This window comes from uncultured Roseovarius sp., from assembly GCF_913057115.1.
GTDB lineage: Bacteria > Pseudomonadota > Alphaproteobacteria > Rhodobacterales > Rhodobacteraceae > Roseovarius.
Window position 1 is genome coordinate 92,573 of the sequence record NZ_CAJXNN010000004.1, and the last position, 17,566, is coordinate 110,138.

The window sequence follows — 17,566 nt, forward strand, 5'->3', positions numbered from 1 at the left end:
TGTATCCTTTTCAAGCGGGGTGGAGAGGGGCCGACGCGGTGCAAAGCGAGGTGGCCAGTTCGGTTGCATCCGAGTGGCCAAGTGTCTCAAGCGCCAACCGCGCAGTGCCGACAATGGTTTGCGTCTCAAAGGCCGGTAGGCTGTGAGGCTGCCGTGCCGCGATCAGTGGCGGGGCTGACGCCGAGGAGAGCCGCCGTGTTTCATCCAGCAAGGCAGGCAGGACCGATTGATAGAGCCGCCCGCGCCGCAGCCCAAACGCCGCGATTTGTTTGGAGGGGTGACGTTCAAATTCACCGCCGCCGCCCTTGATCACGCTTAGGCTCTGCCACTCCAATAGGGCGGCGGCATCAGCTTGCAGTAGCCGATAGGACGGATGGAAAACCCCTTGCACGCTGGCCTTCGCGCGCCCCGGGTTCAACATGCGGCACACCGTGTTGATACACGAACGAAGGCCCAACACGTCGCGCAGCGTCAAAAGGCGAAAAAGTGCGGGATGCAGGGTTTCAAGTGGCAGATAGGCAATGCCATGACGATCCAGCAGGATATTGGCCTCATCGGCAGTGCGCGCAGTTTTGATGCCTGCGGTTTGAAGCCCCTCGCGAATTTTTTGGTCCGCCCCGTTCCAGCCATGCAGCAAAACCCGGTGTCCGGCCCGCGCCACCATGGCGGCGGAAAACAGGAACCACGGCGCCCCGCGGGTGCGCCCCGCCGCATAGCTTGGCCAATCCAGATCGACCGCCTCAATACGCGGTGCGCTGGCCTGTGCCGCGCAGGCAAGCCCGGCGATTTCCTCGGCGGTTTCCCCCTTCATACGCAAAAGCATCAATAGCGCGCCCACCGCCGCCGGCGCCGCATCGCCCGACAGCATCAGATGCATGGCGTCATAGGCCTCGGTTTGGGTCAAAGACCGCGACCGTCCGGGGCCACGCCCCAAGGTGCGGACATGCTCTGCAAGGCTCATTGTGCCGCCTCCGGTCTGCGCAGGTTTTGCAAGAGGGTTGCGATCTCGGGGCGGCACGACCCGCAATTTGTGCCCGCCCCCAAGGCCTCCCCAATCGCGTCGACCGAAATCAACCCCTGCTTCTCGACTGCCTCGACGATGGTATTCACCCCAACACCGAGGCACGAACACAGAACCGGCCCCGGGTTCGGAACATCCGCCGCCGGGCGCCCCTGAAGCACAGCTTCGGCTGCGCCCCCCGGCAATCCCATCAGATAGTCACGCATCACCGCCACCGGGCGCGGCGCCACGAAGACCGCACCGATCAATGCGCCAGCCTCGTACAAGGCCACACGCGCCACACTGCGCCCTGCATCCAAGACCGATGTCACCTCGGCGCCGGGCGCATCGAACAGGCGTTTGGCTTCCTCCTCCCAATCCTTGCAAGGCGTAAGGCCCGCTAACTCCGCGCGATAGCCGTGCTTGGTGCGGGCCATGGCCCAGTATTCGGCCTTTGGCGTCATTTCGGCACGCGACACGGCAAAGCCGTACCAATCCGCCTCGAAGCGCGACAGCGCCACAACGCTGGCCTTGCTTTCCGGCTGACCCGACACCGGGTCGGTCATCGCAGCGACAAGCGCATCAATCCGGGCCGACGGCGCGGTTTGCCCGGTCCAGTGCATCGGGGCGAAGACCTGTCCGGGCTGCACCGTGTCGGTGATCCGCGCGCGCAATATTGCCCGGCCGTGGGGGCTTTGCAGCTCCACAAGATCGGCGGGCTCAATGCCCTGGGCCGTGGCATCCTCGGGGTGCAACTCGACAAACGGCTCTGGCATATGGGCAGACAGGCGGGGGCTAAGGGCTGTACGGGTCATGGTGTGCCACTGGTCCCGCAGCCGCCCGGTGTTGAGGCGAAATGGATAGCGCGGCCCGGTTTTCGAGGCCGGCGGCCTATAGCTTACTGGCACGAACCTCGCCTTTCCATCGGCATGGAAAAAACGACCGTCTGCAAAAAAGCGACCGCCTTCGCGCGCCGCCGTGACAGGCCAGCGGATCGGTGCAAGTGCCGCGTAGTCCGCGTCGTTCAACTGCGAAAGGCGCGAGATATCGAAATCCCGCCCAAACCGTCCTGCAATCCCCGACAGCGCCGCATATTCGCCGAAAATCTCGGCCGGGCTGTCATAATCGAAGGCCCGGTCATGGCCCATGCGCTGCCCGACCTCGGCCAGAATGGCCCAATCGGCGCGAGCGTTTTTGGGGGCGGGTAGAACGCTGCGCTGGCGGCTGATCGTGCGGTCGGAATTGGTGACGGTGCCATCTTTTTCGGCCCATGCCGTGGCCGGCAACACAACATCAGCCAGCCGCCCCGTATCTGTGGCCGCCGTGATATCGCTGACCACCGTGAAATCGCAGCCCTCGATCGCGTCGCGCACCGCGTCGGCCTCGGGCATCGACACGGCGGGGTTGGTGTGGATGATCCACAGGGCTTTGATCCGCCCGTCACCCACGGCGCGGAACATATCCACCGCCTTGAGACCCGGGGCCTCTGGGATGCTCGGCGCATCCCAAAAATCGCGCACAGCTGCGCGATGATCGGGGTTTTCCAGATCAAGGTGACAGGCCAGCATATTGGCCAAGCCGCCAACCTCGCGCCCGCCCATGGCATTGGGCTGCCCGGTGACCGAAAGCGGCCCCATGCCCGGCTTGCCGATGCGGCCGGTGGCGAGGTGACAGTTGAGGATGGAATTGACCTTATCCGAACCGCTGGTCGATTGGTTGACGCCTTGACTATAGATGGTCACCACCTTTTCGTTTTGCATCCAAAGCTCACAAAAGGCGGTGATCTCGTCGTCGCTCAAACCGGTGACAGATACGTCGTCGCGCAGCGCCGCAGCCAAAGCCGCGTCAAACCCTTGCGTCCGAGCGATATAGGCCTTGTCCAACGCACCACCTTCATAAAGCGTGGCAAGCAAGCGGTTGAACAGCGCCACATCGCTGCCGGGCTGCAAGGCCAGATGCATATCGGCCCCGTCGCAGCTTGCCGTGCGGCGCGGATCAATCACAACGATCCGCGTTCCGCGCTTTTTTCGCGTGTCCAAAAAGCGCTGGTACAGCACCGGGTGGCACCAGGCGAGGTTGGAGCCGACCAGAACCACCAGGTCGGCCTCATCCAAATCCTCATAGGTGCCGGGCACCGTATCTGTGCCAAAGGCGCGCTTGTGGCCTGCCACACTGGACGCCATGCAGAGCCGCGAATTGGTGTCGATATTGGCCGAGCCGATGAAGCCTTTCATCAGCTTGTTGGCGACGTAATAATCCTCAGTCAGCAATTGACCCGAGACATAGAACGCCACGCTGTCGGGGCCATTTTGCGCGACGGTGTCGGCGAACCGATCCGCCACCAATTGCAATGCCTCGTCCCAACCGGCTTCGCGCCCATTGACCTGCGGCGCCAACAGGCGATGCTCCAGCCCCACGGTTTCGGCCAGCGCCGAGCCCTTGGAACACAGCCTCCCAAAGTTCGCCGGATGTTCGGGATCACCGCGTACATCCAGCCCGCCTTGCCCATCGGGGCGCAAAAGTACCCCGCAGCCCACGCCGCAATAAGGGCATGTCGAGCGGGTCTCCGGCAGGCCCGTGCCATCCATCACGCGGCACTCCTTTTGCCCACGGCCTCACCATCCAGCAAGATACGCGCGCCCTCCAGACGCACAGGATAGGTGGCGATGCGCCCGTCCTCGCCATCGGCTTGGCCGGTATCGAGGTTAAAGACCCAGTTGTGCAGTGGGCAGGTCACAGATTGCCCATGCACGATCCCTTCGGAAAGTGGGCCGCCCTTGTGCGGGCAGGTGTTCGATGCGGCGAACACCTCGGCCTCGGCGGTGCGGAACAGGGCCACGCAACCCACCGGCGTTTTCACCACCCGCGCCCCGCGCGGGGGAATGTCGTCGATATGTCCGATGTCGATCCAGCTCATTCTGCGGCCTCCAATGTCAGATCCGCCAAGGGCGCATAACTTGACGCGCGCTCTTGCGCGTGCTCGGCCCATGGATCCTTGCGGTAGATGGATTGCGAAAGCTCAAACGCCTCGATCAGTCGGGCGCGCTCATCGGTGTCCATGATGCGCTCTTTCACCCAATCCAACCCGACCTTGGCAAGCCACTTATAGGGTCGGTCAAGATACTTTGCGTTTTCACGATAAAGCTGGACGAAGGCGATCGTCACCGCGATGGCCTCCTCCTCGGTGGGCACGTCGATCAGGCGCTCGGTTTCCTTCACGTCCATACCCGCAGCACCGCCGACACTCACCTGATAGCCACTGTCGACGCAGACGATGCCGACATCCTTGCAGGTCGCCTCGGCGCAATTGCGCGGACAACCTGAGACAGCCAGCTTGACCTTGTGCGGCGTCCAAGACCCCCAAAGCGCCTGTTCCAGCTTGATGCCAAGGCCCGTGCTGTCCTGCGTGCCAAAGCGGCAATGATCGGTCCCGACGCAGGTTTTCACCGTGCGCAGCCCCTTGGAATAGGCATGACCCGAGACCAGCCCCGCGCGATTCAAGTCCGCCCAGATCGCCGGCAGGTCTTCGCCCTTGACCCCAAGAAGGTCGATCCGCTGCCCGCCGGTCACCTTGACGGTGGGCACGTTATATTTATCGGCGGCGTCCGCGATGGCGCGCAATTCATCGGGGTTGGTGATCCCGCCCCACATGCGCGGCACCACGCTGAAGGTGCCGTCCTTCTGGATGTTGGCGTGCTTGCGCTCGTTGACGAACCGGCTTTGCGGATCGTCCTGATACTCAAGCGGCCAGTCGGCCAGCAGGTAGAAATTCACCGCCGGGCGGCAGGCATGGCAGCCATTGGGCGTTTTCCACCCCAACTCCTGCCAAACCGCCGCCTGCGATTTCAGCTCCTGCGACTTGATCAGGCGGCGCACATCCTCGTGGCTCAAGTCGGTACAGCCACAAACAGGCTGCGCTGTCGGCGCTTCGAAGTCATCGCCCAAAGTCACCTGCAAAAGCTGCTCAACCAGCCCTGTACAGGTCCCGCAGGAGGCGCTGGCCTTGGTCTGTGCCTTGACGGCCCCAAGGTCCGTCGCCCCGCCTTCGATGGCATCCACGATCTTACCTTTGCAAATGCCGTTACAACCGCAGATTTCCGCGTCACGCGGCAAGGCTGCAACGGCTGAGAGAGGGTCCGCTTGTTCGCCCCCCTGAAAGGTCGGGCCAAAGATCAGCGTCTCGCGCATCTCATCAATTTCGGTGCCGTCCTTGATCAGCCCGAAAAACCAATTGCCGTCGGCGGTGTCGCCATACATCACCGCCCCAACCAGATGATCGCCCTCGATCACCAAACGCTTGTAAATACCGCGCGCCGGATCGCGAAAAACGATATCCTCGCGGCCGTCACCCTCGGCGAAATCGCCTGCGCTGAACAGGTCACAGCCAGTCACCTTCAGCTTGGTGGCAATATCCTTGACCACAAAGGCATCGGGTTGATCCATCAAGGTATGGGCCAACACCTTCGCCTGATCGTAAAGCGGCGCGACAAGGCCAAACAGATGGCCGTCGAATTCCACGCATTCGCCCACGGCGTAAATATTCGGGTCCGAGGTCTGCATCTGGGCATTCACCTCAATGCCGCGGGCCACCTCGACCCCGGCATCGGTGGCCAGCCGAGTTTCGGGCCGGATCCCCACCGCCATGACGACTAAATCGGCCTCCAGCGCGGTGTTATCCTCCAACATGACACCTTCGACCCTATCTTCGCCCAGAATGGCGGCGGTCGAGGCTTGGGTCATGATCGTGATCCCGCGCTTTTCCAGATCGCGGCGCAGGAGGTATCCGGCGGCCTCGTCCAGCTGCCGCTCCATCAGATGGCCCATGAGGTGCAGCACAGTGACCTCCATGCCCCGCTCAGCCAGACCTGCAGCCGCCTCAAGGCCCAAAAGACCGCCACCGATCACCACGGCCTTGCCGCCTTTTTGCGCGGCCTCGATCATGGCGTTGGTGTCGTCCAGATCGCGGTAGGTGATGACTCCGGGCAAATCCTTGCCCTCAACGGGAATTAAAAACGGGGCCGAGCCGGTAGCGATGATCAGCTTGTCATAGGGCACATAGCCGTTCTGACCTTCGACAACCTTCATCTCGCGGTCGATCTTCACCACATGCTCGCCGAAGCGGCAGGTGACGCCATGCGCTTCATACCAATCGGCACCGTGTGTGACGATATCCTCATAGGTCTTGTCGCCGGACAGCACGGGCGAGAGCATGATGCGGTTGTAATTGCCGCGTGGCTCGGCATTGAACAGCGTAATGTCAAAGGCGCCGGCGTTTTCTTCGACCAAATGTTCGATCACCCGGCCCGAGGCCATACCCGCCCCGATTATAACCAGTTTCTGTGTCATGGGTTCACTCCGCCGCTATGGGTTTTGGGGCTGATGTTTTGGGCTTAGCGCCGTGTTCATATTCCTCAAGGAAATCAAGCACCTCTTGCCGGTAGGCATAGTAATCGGGGTGCTCCAACAGGACCTTGCGGGTCCGGGGGCGCGGTAAGTCGACCTTCGTGATCTTGCCAATCGTGGCCTGCGGGCCGTTGGTCATCATCACCACCCGATCCGCCAGCAAAATCGCCTCGTCCACGTCATGGGTGACACAGATCGCCGTCACCTTGGTGCGGCTCCAGACCTCCATCAGAACTTCCTGCAACTCCCAGCGCGTCAGGCTGTCCAGCATCCCGAACGGTTCATCCAGAAGCAAAAGCTTGGGCGACAGCGCAAAGGCGCGCGCAATGCCGGCCCGCTGTTTCATACCGTTCGACAGATCAACGGCGGGCTTGTCCATCGCCTCGGCAAGACCGACACGCTCAAGATAGTATTCCACCACGTCCTGGCGCTCGGCCTGTGAGGCCTTGGGATAAACCTTGTCCACCCCGATCGCCACGTTCTCCTTGGCGGTCAGCCAGGGAAACAGGTTGGGCGATTGAAAGACCACCGCGCGTTCGGGGTCGGCCCCCTCGACGTGGCGACCATCCAGCTTGATGGCACCTTTGGATATTTCGTTCAGCCCGGCGGCCATGGTCAGCACCGTGGATTTACCACAGCCCGAATGCCCGATCAGCGAAATGAACTCCCCCCGGTCGATCTTGAGGTCGAAATCCTCGACCACGGTCAGCGGCCCCTTGGGTGTGGGATAAACCTTATGAAGCTGCGAAAAGTCGAGGAACCGAGACCCGATCAGGCCCTTTTGGGCATCCTGCACCGCAGTCGGTACGCCATGAATGGGCGTTACATCCGGCAATTCGCGGGTGCCTTCCACCTTGGCTTCGATCCCCACATCCATCAGGTATTTCGTCACATTTGCCCGCAGCCGCTTGAATGTGTCATCAGCGTTCATGGCACTGCGTTCACGCGGGCGCGGAATGGAGACTATGAATTCCTCACCCAGTGTTCCATCTGGGTTCAGCGCGATAATCCGGTCGGCCAGAATAATCGCCTCGTCCACGTCGTTGGTGATCAGAACGCAGGTTTTCTTGTCGGCCTCCCAGATATGCTCGATCTCGTCGGCCAGATTGGCCCGCGTCAGCGCATCCAGCGCCGAAAGCGGCTCGTCCAGAAGCAGCATTTCGGGGTTCATGGCCAGTGCGCGGGCCACATTCACCCGCTGCCGCATCCCGCCCGACAATTCCGCCGGGCGGCGGCTGGCGGCATGGCTCAGCCCCACCATATCCACGTAATGCGCAACCTTCTCGGCTTTCTCGGCCTTGCTCAGCCCTGGGAAAACCGTCTCCACTGCAAGGCCGACATTGCCGCTCACCGTCAGCCACGGCATCAGCGAGTAACTTTGAAAGATCACACCGCGTTCCGGGCCTGGCCCAGTGATCGGGGCGTCCTTGAAGGTGACGCTGCCCGTGGTGGGGCGTTCCAGCCCCGCCATCAGGTTGATCAAGGTGGTCTTGCCAGTGCCCGAGAAACCAAGGATCACCAGAAACTCGCCTTCGGCCACCTCAAGGTCGATATCCTTGAGCACATTCGTCTTATGCGTGCCTTCGCCGAAGGATTTGCTGACGTTATCAAACTTCAGAATGCTCATGTCGCTCACCGGTTATTCGTAAAGGTGAAAAGGGATTGCAGCGCGTACATCACCCGATCCAGCAAGAAGCCGATGATCCCGATGGTGAAGACCGCAACCATGATCTTGGCAAGGCTAGAGCTTGATCCGTTCTGGAACTCATCCCAGACGAATTTGCCAAGGCCGGGGTTCTGGGCCAGCATCTCGGCGGCAATCAGAACCATCCAACCCACACCAAGGCTCAGGCGCAGCCCGGTAAAGATCAGCGGCAGCGCCGAGGGCAGGACCAGCTTGGTGATCTTGGTCCAAGTGTTCATTTTCAGAACCTTCGAGACATTGACCAAATCCTTGTCGATGCTCGCCACGCCCAGCGACGTGTTGATCAAGGTGGGCCAAAGCGAACACAGCGTCACCGTCACCGCCGAGATGATAAAGCTTTTCGGAAACAGCCCGCCCTCGGTCGCGGCCAGCGCCGAGACAATCATCGTCACGATCGGCAGCCACGCCAAAGGCGAAACCGGTTTGAAAATCTGGATCAACGGGTTGAGGCCCGCATTGGCCGTCGGCGAAAGCCCCGCAAGGATGCCAAGCGGCACGGCAATCACCGTGGCCAGAAGGAAGCCAAAGAACACCGTCTGAATCGAGGTCCAGATTTGCTCGTAATAGCTGGGGGCGCCGGTATAGGCGCGCTCCTTTGGTTCGCGGCCATTGGCTATCAACCGTTCGTTCAACTGATCGACCTTGGCCTGAAATTCGGCGCGTTTTTCGGCCTTGGCCTGCGCGTCTTCGTGCAGGTTGACCGCCTCTTGCCAAACCTGCGCCGGTCCCGGCACCGCGCCCAGCGATGTTTCCACCTTGGGGGCCAAGCTGCCCCATAGAAGCAGAAAGGCAAAGATCGCCAACAGGGGCACTGCCAGAAGGCGCCAGATCTCCTTGAACTGCGCTTGAGGGTTGTCCCCGGCCACGGCTTTGAGAACGGGCGTCATCCAGCTCAGGCCAAGCACCTGAAACCATTTGTCGGCGGCGTTGATGCGGGTGAAGAGGCGCGCGCGCCGGGCCTCTTTTGCCTCTGCATTTGCGAAATCGGGGTCGACGGTTGTCATGGGAATAGTCCTTGATGTCAGGGATCGGGTGCACCGCGCTTTGGGGATCAAGGCGCGGTGCAACGCTTTGGTCAGCCTTCGACCTCGGTGCCGACGACACGCTGTTCGCCCTTCAGGCCAATCGGCAAGCTGTCGAGATAGGCATTGGGCGCGCGGCCGTCGTAGGGGATACCGTCAATGATATCCTCGGCCGGCGTCGGGGCCTTGTAACCGTCGCTGTCCCAAGGGAAGTCCGCCTCATCGGCAAGACCCTCATCGACCAGCATCCGCGCCGCTTCCAGATAGATCTCAGGCTTGTAGACCGATTTGGCGACCTCGTCGTACCAGCTATCTGCCTTGGGTTCGGAAATCTGGCCCCAGCGGCGCATCTGCGTCAGGTACCAAATAGCATCCGAATAGAAGGGATAAGTCGCATTGTGCCGGAAGAAGACGTTGAAATCGGGAATGTCGCGCTTGTCGCCCTTCTCGAATTCAAAGAACCCGGTCATCGAGTTGGCGATCACCTCGTAATCGGCCCCCACATATTCCGAACGGCTCAGGATCTCGACCGCTTCAGGGCGGTTGGCGTTGTCGTTTTCATCCAACCACTGCGCGGCCCGGATAAGCGCCTTGGTCAGCGCCAGCGTGGTATTGGGGTTTTCCTCGGCAAACTCGGCGGTGATACCAAAGACCTTCTCGGGGTTGTTCTTCCACAGTTGGTAATCGGTGATCACCGGCACACCGATGCCTTTGAAGACCGCTTGCTGGTTCCACGGTTCCCCCACGCAATAGCCATGGATCGTGCCAGCCTCCAAGGTGGCGGGCATCTGCGGCGGCGGCGTCACCGACAGGAACACATCGGCGTCGATCTGACCCGAGATATTCTGCTCACTGTAATAGCCCGGGTGCAGACCACCGGCGGCCAGCCAATAGCGCAGCTCGTAGTTATGCGTCGACACCGGGAAGACCATGCCCATGTTGAACGGTTTGCCCTCGGCCTTGAACTCTTCCACCACCGGGGCCAGCGCCTCGGCGGAAATCGGGTGCTGCGGGCGGCCATCGTCCATTTTCGGGATGTGCGGCAGCATCTTTTCCCAGACCTCGTTGCTGACGGTGATGCCATTGCCGTTCAGGTCCATGGAAAAGGGCGTGATGATATGCGCCTCGGTGCCAAAGCCGATCGTGGCGGCCAGCGGCTGACCGGCCAGCATGTGCGCACCGTCCAGTTGCCCGTCGATCACGCCATCCAGAAGGACTTTCCAGTTGGCCTGCGCCTCAAGCGTCACGAACAGGCCCTCGTCGAGGAAATATCCCTTTTCATAGGCCACAGCGAGCGGCGCCATATCCGTCAGCTTGATAAAACCGAAGGTCAGTTCATCTTTTTCTAGTTGCAGCATTTCGGCGAACGCAGGGCTCAGCAACGCAGTCGAGGCGGCCAGCCCAAAAAGAAGGTTTTTCATCGTTTTTCCTTTCGATGTGCCCGGGAAGGAAGAAGGAGACCCGGGCAAACGCAAAAAAGGCCACTGCACAGACCGCTGAAAATCAGCGGTGCGCGAGCGGCCTTGCTCAAGAAGTCCCTGTCGGTGGGAAAATTCGGATCAGCTCACCCCGTTGTGGGCTGATGCAATCACCATGCGGCAGCGCAGCATTTTGGCAAAGCAAAAATCGCTGAAAGCGTGAAAGCCGGCCCCAACAAAGCGATGTCGCAGCGGCGATTGCCTAAAAATGCATCACTCACATTCGTTTGGATCAAAAATTTGGCCATCGAAAAACGCATCCGGCAGCAGGCTGATCCCGCCTTTCATTGACGCAACGGCGGTTGCATGACGAATCGCGCCTTCCAGTTTTTCCGATGCCCCGGGTAAATCCGCCCCGGTCGCGTCCAAGTGACGGCGATGCAGATCGCTTCGGAAGACACCCGCCGCTTGTGCCACCGAAACCACGTCGCTCGCCCCGTGGCGTTGCAGCAATTGATGGGCAATCCATTTGGCCTGACTGCGCCACGGAAAGGTCGCCGCTCCGGCGTAGAACTCGATGAAATGCTCAATCCTGCGTTGCTCACCGCAGCCAGAGACCGACAGATGCCCCGAAAGCGCCCGGTCGATCAATTCCGCGGGAACATCCAGATAGGCCTTGCGCGACAGTATTTCGCTTGCGGCACTTCGGCTGTCCGGGTTGGCAAGCCACCGCCCCGCCCGCCAGACGGCCCGCATCAAGCGGCCCAACAGGTCAGGCTCGGTCTCGGCCCAATCTGTACGCACGGCCAGAACTTTTTCCGGCGCGAACTCCCAAATTGCTTTTCCGGGCAGCAACAACGCCCCAAGCCCGCGGTCCACCGCGACCGACCCCCACGGCTCGCCAACGCAAAAGGCATCGATATCTCCTGCGGCCAGGGCTTCGGCCATCAAGGGTGGGGGTACGGTGCGAATATCAATGCCATCCTCGCCCAACTCCGTATGGCCGCACCAATAGCGCAAAAGCTCTACATGCATGGAAAACGGAAACGGCACGCCAAAGGTGATTGGCCCCTCGCGCACAGCGGATAACGCGGCGGCGGCCTTAATCGGATCATTGAAATCAAAATCGTATCCAGTCGCGCGCAATGTCTCTTCCAAGGCGCGCCCAACCCCCAGAACATTGCCATTGGCCGACAGGATCGACACCGCCGATATCGGGGTTGACACCCCGCCAAGACGCAAGGCCATGGCCACCGGCACAGGCGAAAGCAAATGCGCCGCATCCACACGCCCAAAAGCCAGCATATCCCGCACCGATGACCATGAGGGCGCGGCAATCAGATCCAGCGATATACCTTCAGTTTCGGCAAAACCCATCTCTTGGGCCACTATCAAGGGGGCTGCATCCACCAAGGGCATATAGGCCACAGAGATATCCACCGTCTTCATCCCAATAGCCCCGAGGCCGTGACCAGCGCCTCGGCAACATCCGCCACGCGGCGGCCCTGATCCATCGCTGTCTTGCGCAACAGGGCATAAGCGGCATCCTCATCAATACCCTTGGCCTTCATCAAAAGCCCCTTGGCGCGGTCGATCACCTTGCGCTCTTCCAAGGCACGCCGCGTTTCGGCCAGCTCGCTGCGCATCTGTCGCACCATGCGGAACCGCGCAATGGCGGTATCCAGCACCGGCTTGATGCGCTCGGGCGACAGCCCATCGACCACATAGGCCGAAACCCCCGCCTCGATCGCGGTCTGCGCCAATCCGCCCGCCGCCCCCGAAACGAACATCGCCACCGGGCGCTCCAAGGGCCCAGAGGCCAGCGTGAGTTCTTCCAGCATGTCGCGCGTTGGGTTGTCTATGTCGATCAAGACGATATCGGGCGCATGCGCCGCAATCTTACGGCCAAGTCCAGTGGCTCCCGAAATCACGAAGACATCGCAGTCCAAGCTGTCCTTCAAGGCATCTATAATCGCGATTGCGCGATCTCGATCCTCTTCGACAACGACTATTGTTAGTTTTGTACCCATCGCGTTCGAAATGACAATTTGGTGGCCTCCGAGCAACAAACGGGCATACAGAGTGCCGCGCAATTCTATAGCCTGGCGCGAGATTCATCTGGGTGATTAGAAAATGGGCGCATTCAAAACCCAACGCGAGTTGATTGTCGGATGATCTTAGTCTGACAGGATCAGCATCTCAGCAGCAAGAAAGGATAAAGTACCCCCGTGGCCGACCTACTTGTGACCAGCGACGTCTATTAAGGTCGGTAATCTTCTGTGAAGCAGTAATTTCCTCTCCAGATATGCTGAGCATTGCGCGAATGTCCGGTTCGGGGAGGCGGCACTGCAGCGTAAGTGGTAACGTCCGAGGTCCGCTATGGGCCGAGAGTGCAAGTTGTGCCCAATAGGCCTTGCCCCTGCGAGACAGTATCTGTTCGGCCAAAAAGCGTCTCACAAAAGCTATATCTTGATTTTTGATACACTTGTATCTATATGTCTTAGACATTTTGATACAGGAGTTCACCTGCATGCTAATAGGTTACGCCAGAACATCAACGCTAGACCAAAAAGCCGGACTTGAAGCCCAGCAGCGAGACCTTCAGGGCGCAGGTTGTGAGAAGGTTTTCACAGAACAGGTCTCGTCAGTCGACGTGGCCAATCGTGAGAAACTTGAAGAGGCGATAGACTTTGCTCGCAACGGGGACGTCTTGGTTGTCACCAAACTGGATCGCTTGGCCCGGTCGGTTTCCCACTTAGTCAAGATAACGGAACGCCTTGAAGCCAAGAACGTCGCTCTTCGGATACTCGACGGTGCTATAGACACCAGCACAGCGAACGGAAGGTTGGTTCTCAACATGCTGACTAGTATTGCTCAGTTCGAGCGCGAGATTATGCTGGAACGGCAACGGGAAGGTATAGCCAAGGCGAAAGCGGCAGGAAAATACAAAGGGCGTAAGGCCACGGCGCGCGCGCATTCATCCGAAGTGTTGGAACTTTCTAAGTCGGGAGTGGGGCCAACCGAAATTGCAAAGCGCATCGGTATCGGCAGGGCGTCAGTTTATCGGATACTGGCAGATCAACCGGCAGAGTGAACTTAAGTTCACCGGGTACAAGGGCTAGAAGTTGGCGTAGACAACAAATTATTTTGGTCATTCTGGCAATTTGCAGCGAATTTTCCGTTAAGCCTGCTTTGCCGAATGGCACGCTGTGGGCGAAGGGCAGCTGCGCGAAAAAGCAAGCTTTACAAAGCCGGGAGCCTTCGTCGCCATTCGGAACGTGATCGGCCCATTGCAAACCTCCAACAGATGTGTCCAAGCAGCTGGGCAGCTTTTGCGCTGCTGCCATGTGCGCTTTTAAGGCTTCTCCAGATGTCGCCTTGGCGGCCACAGTTAGCCCTCGCAAATATGGCGCGCAAGTTGCCGCTGTTTTGCTCGGACATCAAAGCCTTCGTTCAGCCGCACCAATAAGGTCAATTTCAAATGGCATCTCCCTTGCTGAGTGATACGCTCAAAGCAATGCGCTTCCCATTCAGACTTCTATTCCCCCTTGCAATTGAAACCCATCAGGCGCTCCGTTGCAAACCGGCATGTTCAAATATCAAATCAACAATTTCGGTATCGCAGCACCCGTTCTTAAGGCTGGTTATGACAAATGGCCGCCCATTGCGCATGTGGGTGGCGTCGCGCTGCATCACGTCGAGCGAGGCCCCGACATGGGGGGCAAGGTCGGCCTTGTTTATCACGAGGATATCCGACCGGGTGATGGCGGGACCGCCTTTGCGGGGTATTTCCTCGCCTGCGGCGACGTCGATGATATAGATTGTCAGGTCGGCCAGTTCCGGGCTAAAGGTGGCCGAAAGGTTATCGCCACCGGATTCGATCAACACGATGTCTATATCGACATGGCGGGATTGCATCTCGGCCACGGCAGCAAGGTTGATGCTGGCATCCTCGCGGATTGCTGTATGCGGACAGCCGCCGGTTTCGACCCCGATCACCCGGTCTGATGGCAAAATTTGCATCCGCATCAGGGCCTCGGCGTCCTCTTGGGTGTAGATGTCGTTGGTAATGACCCCGATTGAGAAATCTTTCTTCAGCCGTTCGGCCAGCCGGGCGGTGAGCGTCGTTTTTCCGGCCCCGACCGGGCCTCCTATACCGATACGTACAGGACCGTTCATTTGTGTCATGATTGGAAAAGCCTTGGTTCTACTGTTTCGTGTTTCATAGCCGCGATGTCCGACAAGAAGCAGTTTGAATAGAGATCGTCCTCGCGGGCGCTTATGGTTTCGGCGGCAAGAGAGGCGCAAAGCGGACCCAGCCGGGCAAGGATCATCTGACCGTCGGTCTGACCAAGCGGCATTAGGCGTTGCGCAGCCGCGATCAGGTTGGAGCAAAAATTTTGCAAATACAGTGCTGTAACTACGCGCTTAGGGAGGGCCACCAAATGCGCCGCGCGCCCAAGGGCAACCGGCATAAGGCAATCTGGCAGGTCCAATTCCCAGACCGTGCGAGTGATACGGGCAAAAGCCGCGCCTTGGCGTTCGCTTTCTTTAATACGCTCGGAGGCGGCGCATAAGGCGCGCGCGGTGTCATCAATCCCGCGCAGCGTCTTGGGGTGGCTACAGGTTGCAGCTAGGGCAATGAATATGGCGTCGGACCGGCCAGAGCCATCGGTGAGCAGGTCTTCCAGCCAGCCCTCCAGCGATTGCGCATCACGGACCCATCCCGCGTGAATTGCGGCCTCAAGCCCATGTGACCACGCGAAGGCCCCTGTCGGATATGCGGGCGAAAGCCATTGCGTCAGGATCAGCAGCCTTGGATCAGTGGGCATGGGCTGTTGCCCCGTGTTCGTGCGAATGGGTCCGGCCATGGCCGTAGGCCCCACCTTCAGGGGTGAAGGGTAGCTTGGCCTCGGTCAGATTGGTGCCCAGATGTTCAAGCATATGGGCAATCACCGGATCGTTCTGAATAAGCAGCCGGTCGTGTTCGATTTGGCAAGGCGTGTGCCGGTTGCCGATATGCCATGCCAGACGGGCAAGGTTGTTGCCCGTGACAATAAGCACGTTTTCAGCCGCCGCACAGATCATCACCCGCGCGCCCGTGTCGGTTTCCAAGGCATCGCCGTGATCCAGCGAAGTGGTTTGTGCAAGATCGACGACAAAGCCCTGACCTTCGTCGGTGGTCAGGCGTTTGCGGCGCAAAAAGCGCGCGTCGTAGTCCAACGTGCAGGTTTGGGCCGGGCCGGTCCAGTGGCCTTTGCGGTGCAGGGTTTGTGCGATGGGCAACTTTGTCATGGCAGACCTCAAAACAGAAAGTAGCGTTGCGCCATGGGCAGCGTTTCGGCAGGTTGGCAGGTGAGCAATTCGCCGTCGGCGCGTACTTCGTAGGTTTCGGGGTTTACCTCGACCTCGGGCATGGCGTTGTTCAGGATCAGGTCTTTCTTGCCGATGGCGCGGGTGTTGTTGACCGCGATGGTTTGCTTGGCCAGCCCAAGGGTATCGCCGATGCCGTTGGCCTGTGCCGCTTGGGATACAAAGCAAACGGCGGACTGTTCGACAGAGCGCCCATAGGCCCCAAACATCGGGCGGCTATAGACCGGCTGTGGCGTTGGGATGGAGGCGTTGGGGTCACCCATCTGGGCGCAGACGATGGTGCCGCCCAGCAGGACCATTTCGGGCTTCACCCCGAAAAACGCCGGGTTCCAAAGCACCAGATCGGCGCGTTTGCCTTCTTCGATGCTCCCGATTTCATGCGACAGCCCGTGCGCGATGGCCGGGTTGATCGTGTATTTGGCGATATAGCGGCGAACGCGCATATTGTCGTTCTCGCCGGTTTCCTCGGGCAGTCGCCCGCGCTGCTTCTTCATCTTGTCGGCGGTTTGCCATGTGCGGATCAGCACCTCGCCCACCCGGCCCATGGCCTGACTGTCAGAGGCGATGATCGAAAACGCGCCCATGTCGTGCAGGATATCCTCGGCGGCGATGGTTTCGCGCCGGATGCGGCTTTCGGCAAAGGCCACATCCTCGGGGATGGATTTGTCGAGGTGGTGACACACCATGAGCATATCGAGATGCTCTTCCAGCGTGTTGACGGTGAAGGGGCGGGTCGGGTTGGTGGAGGAGGGCAAGACGTTATCCTGCCCGCAAATCTTGATGATATCGGGGGCGTGGCCGCCGCCCGCGCCTTCGGTGTGGAAGGCATGGATGGTGCGACCCTTCATGGCAGCGACGGTGTTTTCGACAAAGCCGGATTCGTTCAGGGTGTCGGTGTGGATCATCACCTGAACGTCCATGGCATCGGCCACGCTGAGGCAGCAATCAATCGCGCCCGGCGTGGTGCCCCAATCCTCGTGCAGTTTCAGCGCGCAAGCGCCTGCGTTCACCTGTTCCTCAAGTGCTGCGGGAAGCGAGGCGTTGCCCTTGCCTGCAAAGGCAAGGTTCATCGGGAAGGCATCCGCCGCTTGCAGCATTCGCCCGATATGCCACGGACCCGGCGTGCAGGTGGTGGCCAATGTGCCATGCGCCGGGCCGGTGCCGCCGCCTAGCATGGTTGTTAGCCCGGAATGCAGCGCATCCTCGATCTGTTGCGGGCAGATGAAATGGATATGGCTGTCGAACCCGCCTGCGGTGAGGATGCGCCCCTCACCGGCGATTACTTCGGTGCCGGGGGCGATGAAGATATCGACGCCCGGTTGCGTGTCGGGGTTGCCCCCCTTGCCGATCTTGTGAATGCGCCCGTCCTTGAGGCCCACGTCGGCCTTGTAGATGCCGGTGTGATCGACGATCAGCGCGTTGGTGATGACGGTATCGACCGCGCCCTCGCCGCGAGTGGTCTGCGCTTGCCCCATGCCGTCGCGAATGACCTTGCCGCCGCCGAACTTGACCTCTTCACCGTAAGGGCCGGTCAGGTCGCGTTCGACTTCGATCATAAGGTCAGTATCGGCAAGACGTAGCGTGTCGCCCACCGTGGGGCCGAACATGGCGGCATAGTCGGAACGTTTGATCTTGGCTGGCATGA

General features: G+C 60.1%; 14 protein-coding genes. 1 reads left to right on the top strand and 13 read right to left on the bottom strand.

Annotation, left to right across the window (positions count from 1 at the left end; genetic code table 11):
- Positions 1–10: 10 nt before the first annotated feature.
- The 9 genes from QZ498_RS03270 to QZ498_RS03310 all read right to left on the bottom strand — a co-directional run bounded on the left by QZ498_RS03270 (position 11) and on the right by QZ498_RS03310 (position 12,578).
- On the bottom strand, positions 11–961 hold the full coding sequence (locus QZ498_RS03270; RefSeq protein ID WP_294620193.1) for a glycosyl transferase family protein: 951 nt from the start codon (positions 959–961) through the stop codon (positions 11–13).
- Positions 958–3,588 carry a nitrate reductase gene (locus tag QZ498_RS03275; RefSeq protein ID WP_294620254.1) on the bottom strand — a complete coding sequence of 877 codons (2,631 nt, stop codon included), beginning with the start codon at positions 3,586–3,588 and terminating at the stop codon, positions 958–960. Before QZ498_RS03275 ends, QZ498_RS03270 begins: the two co-directional genes overlap by 4 nt.
- Positions 3,588–3,917: a nitrite reductase small subunit NirD gene (gene nirD / locus QZ498_RS03280; protein WP_294620195.1), complete on the bottom strand. Its 330-nt coding sequence runs from the start codon at positions 3,915–3,917 to the stop codon at positions 3,588–3,590. The genes QZ498_RS03275 and nirD overlap by 1 nt, the downstream gene beginning before the upstream one ends.
- Positions 3,914–6,346, bottom strand: coding sequence for a nitrite reductase large subunit NirB (nirB, locus tag QZ498_RS03285; protein ID WP_294620197.1), 2,433 nt, complete (start codon positions 6,344–6,346; stop codon positions 3,914–3,916). Before nirB ends, nirD begins: the two co-directional genes overlap by 4 nt.
- A gap of 4 nt (positions 6,347–6,350) precedes the next feature.
- Positions 6,351–8,030 carry an ABC transporter ATP-binding protein gene (locus QZ498_RS03290; RefSeq protein WP_294620199.1) on the bottom strand — a complete coding sequence of 560 codons (1,680 nt, stop codon included), beginning with the start codon at positions 8,028–8,030 and terminating at the stop codon, positions 6,351–6,353.
- Positions 8,031–8,035: 5 nt separating this feature from the next.
- On the bottom strand, positions 8,036–9,112 hold the full coding sequence (locus QZ498_RS03295; protein WP_294620201.1) for an ABC transporter permease: 1,077 nt from the start codon (positions 9,110–9,112) through the stop codon (positions 8,036–8,038).
- Between the two features lie 71 nt (positions 9,113–9,183).
- Positions 9,184–10,551 carry a CmpA/NrtA family ABC transporter substrate-binding protein gene (locus QZ498_RS03300; RefSeq protein WP_294620203.1) on the bottom strand — a complete coding sequence of 456 codons (1,368 nt, stop codon included), beginning with the start codon at positions 10,549–10,551 and terminating at the stop codon, positions 9,184–9,186.
- A 270-nt stretch (positions 10,552–10,821) separates the two neighbouring features.
- A complete protein-coding gene (locus tag QZ498_RS03305; protein ID WP_294620205.1) occupies positions 10,822–11,997 on the bottom strand; it encodes an ABC transporter substrate-binding protein in 1,176 nt (391 codons plus the stop codon).
- Positions 11,994–12,578, bottom strand: a complete 585-nt coding sequence (locus QZ498_RS03310; RefSeq protein WP_294620207.1) for an ANTAR domain-containing response regulator — start codon at positions 12,576–12,578, stop codon at positions 11,994–11,996. The genes QZ498_RS03305 and QZ498_RS03310 overlap by 4 nt, the downstream gene beginning before the upstream one ends.
- A gap of 500 nt (positions 12,579–13,078) precedes the next feature.
- Here QZ498_RS03310 and QZ498_RS03315 point away from each other — a divergent pair, with 500 nt between their 5' ends.
- Entirely contained in the window at positions 13,079–13,642 is a 564-nt protein-coding gene (locus QZ498_RS03315) for a recombinase family protein (RefSeq protein ID WP_294620209.1), read from the top strand.
- A 470-nt stretch (positions 13,643–14,112) separates the two neighbouring features.
- Here the strand turns inward: QZ498_RS03315 and ureG are convergent, their stop codons facing one another.
- Genes ureG through ureC form a run of 4 tightly spaced genes read right to left on the bottom strand, consistent with a single transcriptional unit; the run spans position 14,113 to position 17,564 of the window.
- Positions 14,113–14,736, bottom strand: coding sequence for an urease accessory protein UreG (ureG, locus tag QZ498_RS03320; protein ID WP_294620211.1), 624 nt, complete (start codon positions 14,734–14,736; stop codon positions 14,113–14,115).
- Positions 14,733–15,380 carry an urease accessory protein UreF gene (locus QZ498_RS03325; RefSeq protein WP_294620213.1) on the bottom strand — a complete coding sequence of 216 codons (648 nt, stop codon included), beginning with the start codon at positions 15,378–15,380 and terminating at the stop codon, positions 14,733–14,735. The genes ureG and QZ498_RS03325 overlap by 4 nt, the downstream gene beginning before the upstream one ends.
- The gene (locus tag QZ498_RS03330; protein ID WP_294620214.1) at positions 15,370–15,843 is read right to left on the bottom strand and encodes an urease accessory protein UreE; all 474 of its coding nucleotides are present in this window, start codon (positions 15,841–15,843) and stop codon (positions 15,370–15,372) included. The genes QZ498_RS03325 and QZ498_RS03330 overlap by 11 nt, the downstream gene beginning before the upstream one ends.
- An 8-nt stretch (positions 15,844–15,851) precedes the next feature.
- Positions 15,852–17,564: an urease subunit alpha gene (gene ureC / locus QZ498_RS03335; RefSeq protein ID WP_294620215.1), complete on the bottom strand. Its 1,713-nt coding sequence runs from the start codon at positions 17,562–17,564 to the stop codon at positions 15,852–15,854.
- Between the last annotated feature and the right edge of the window lie 2 nt (positions 17,565–17,566).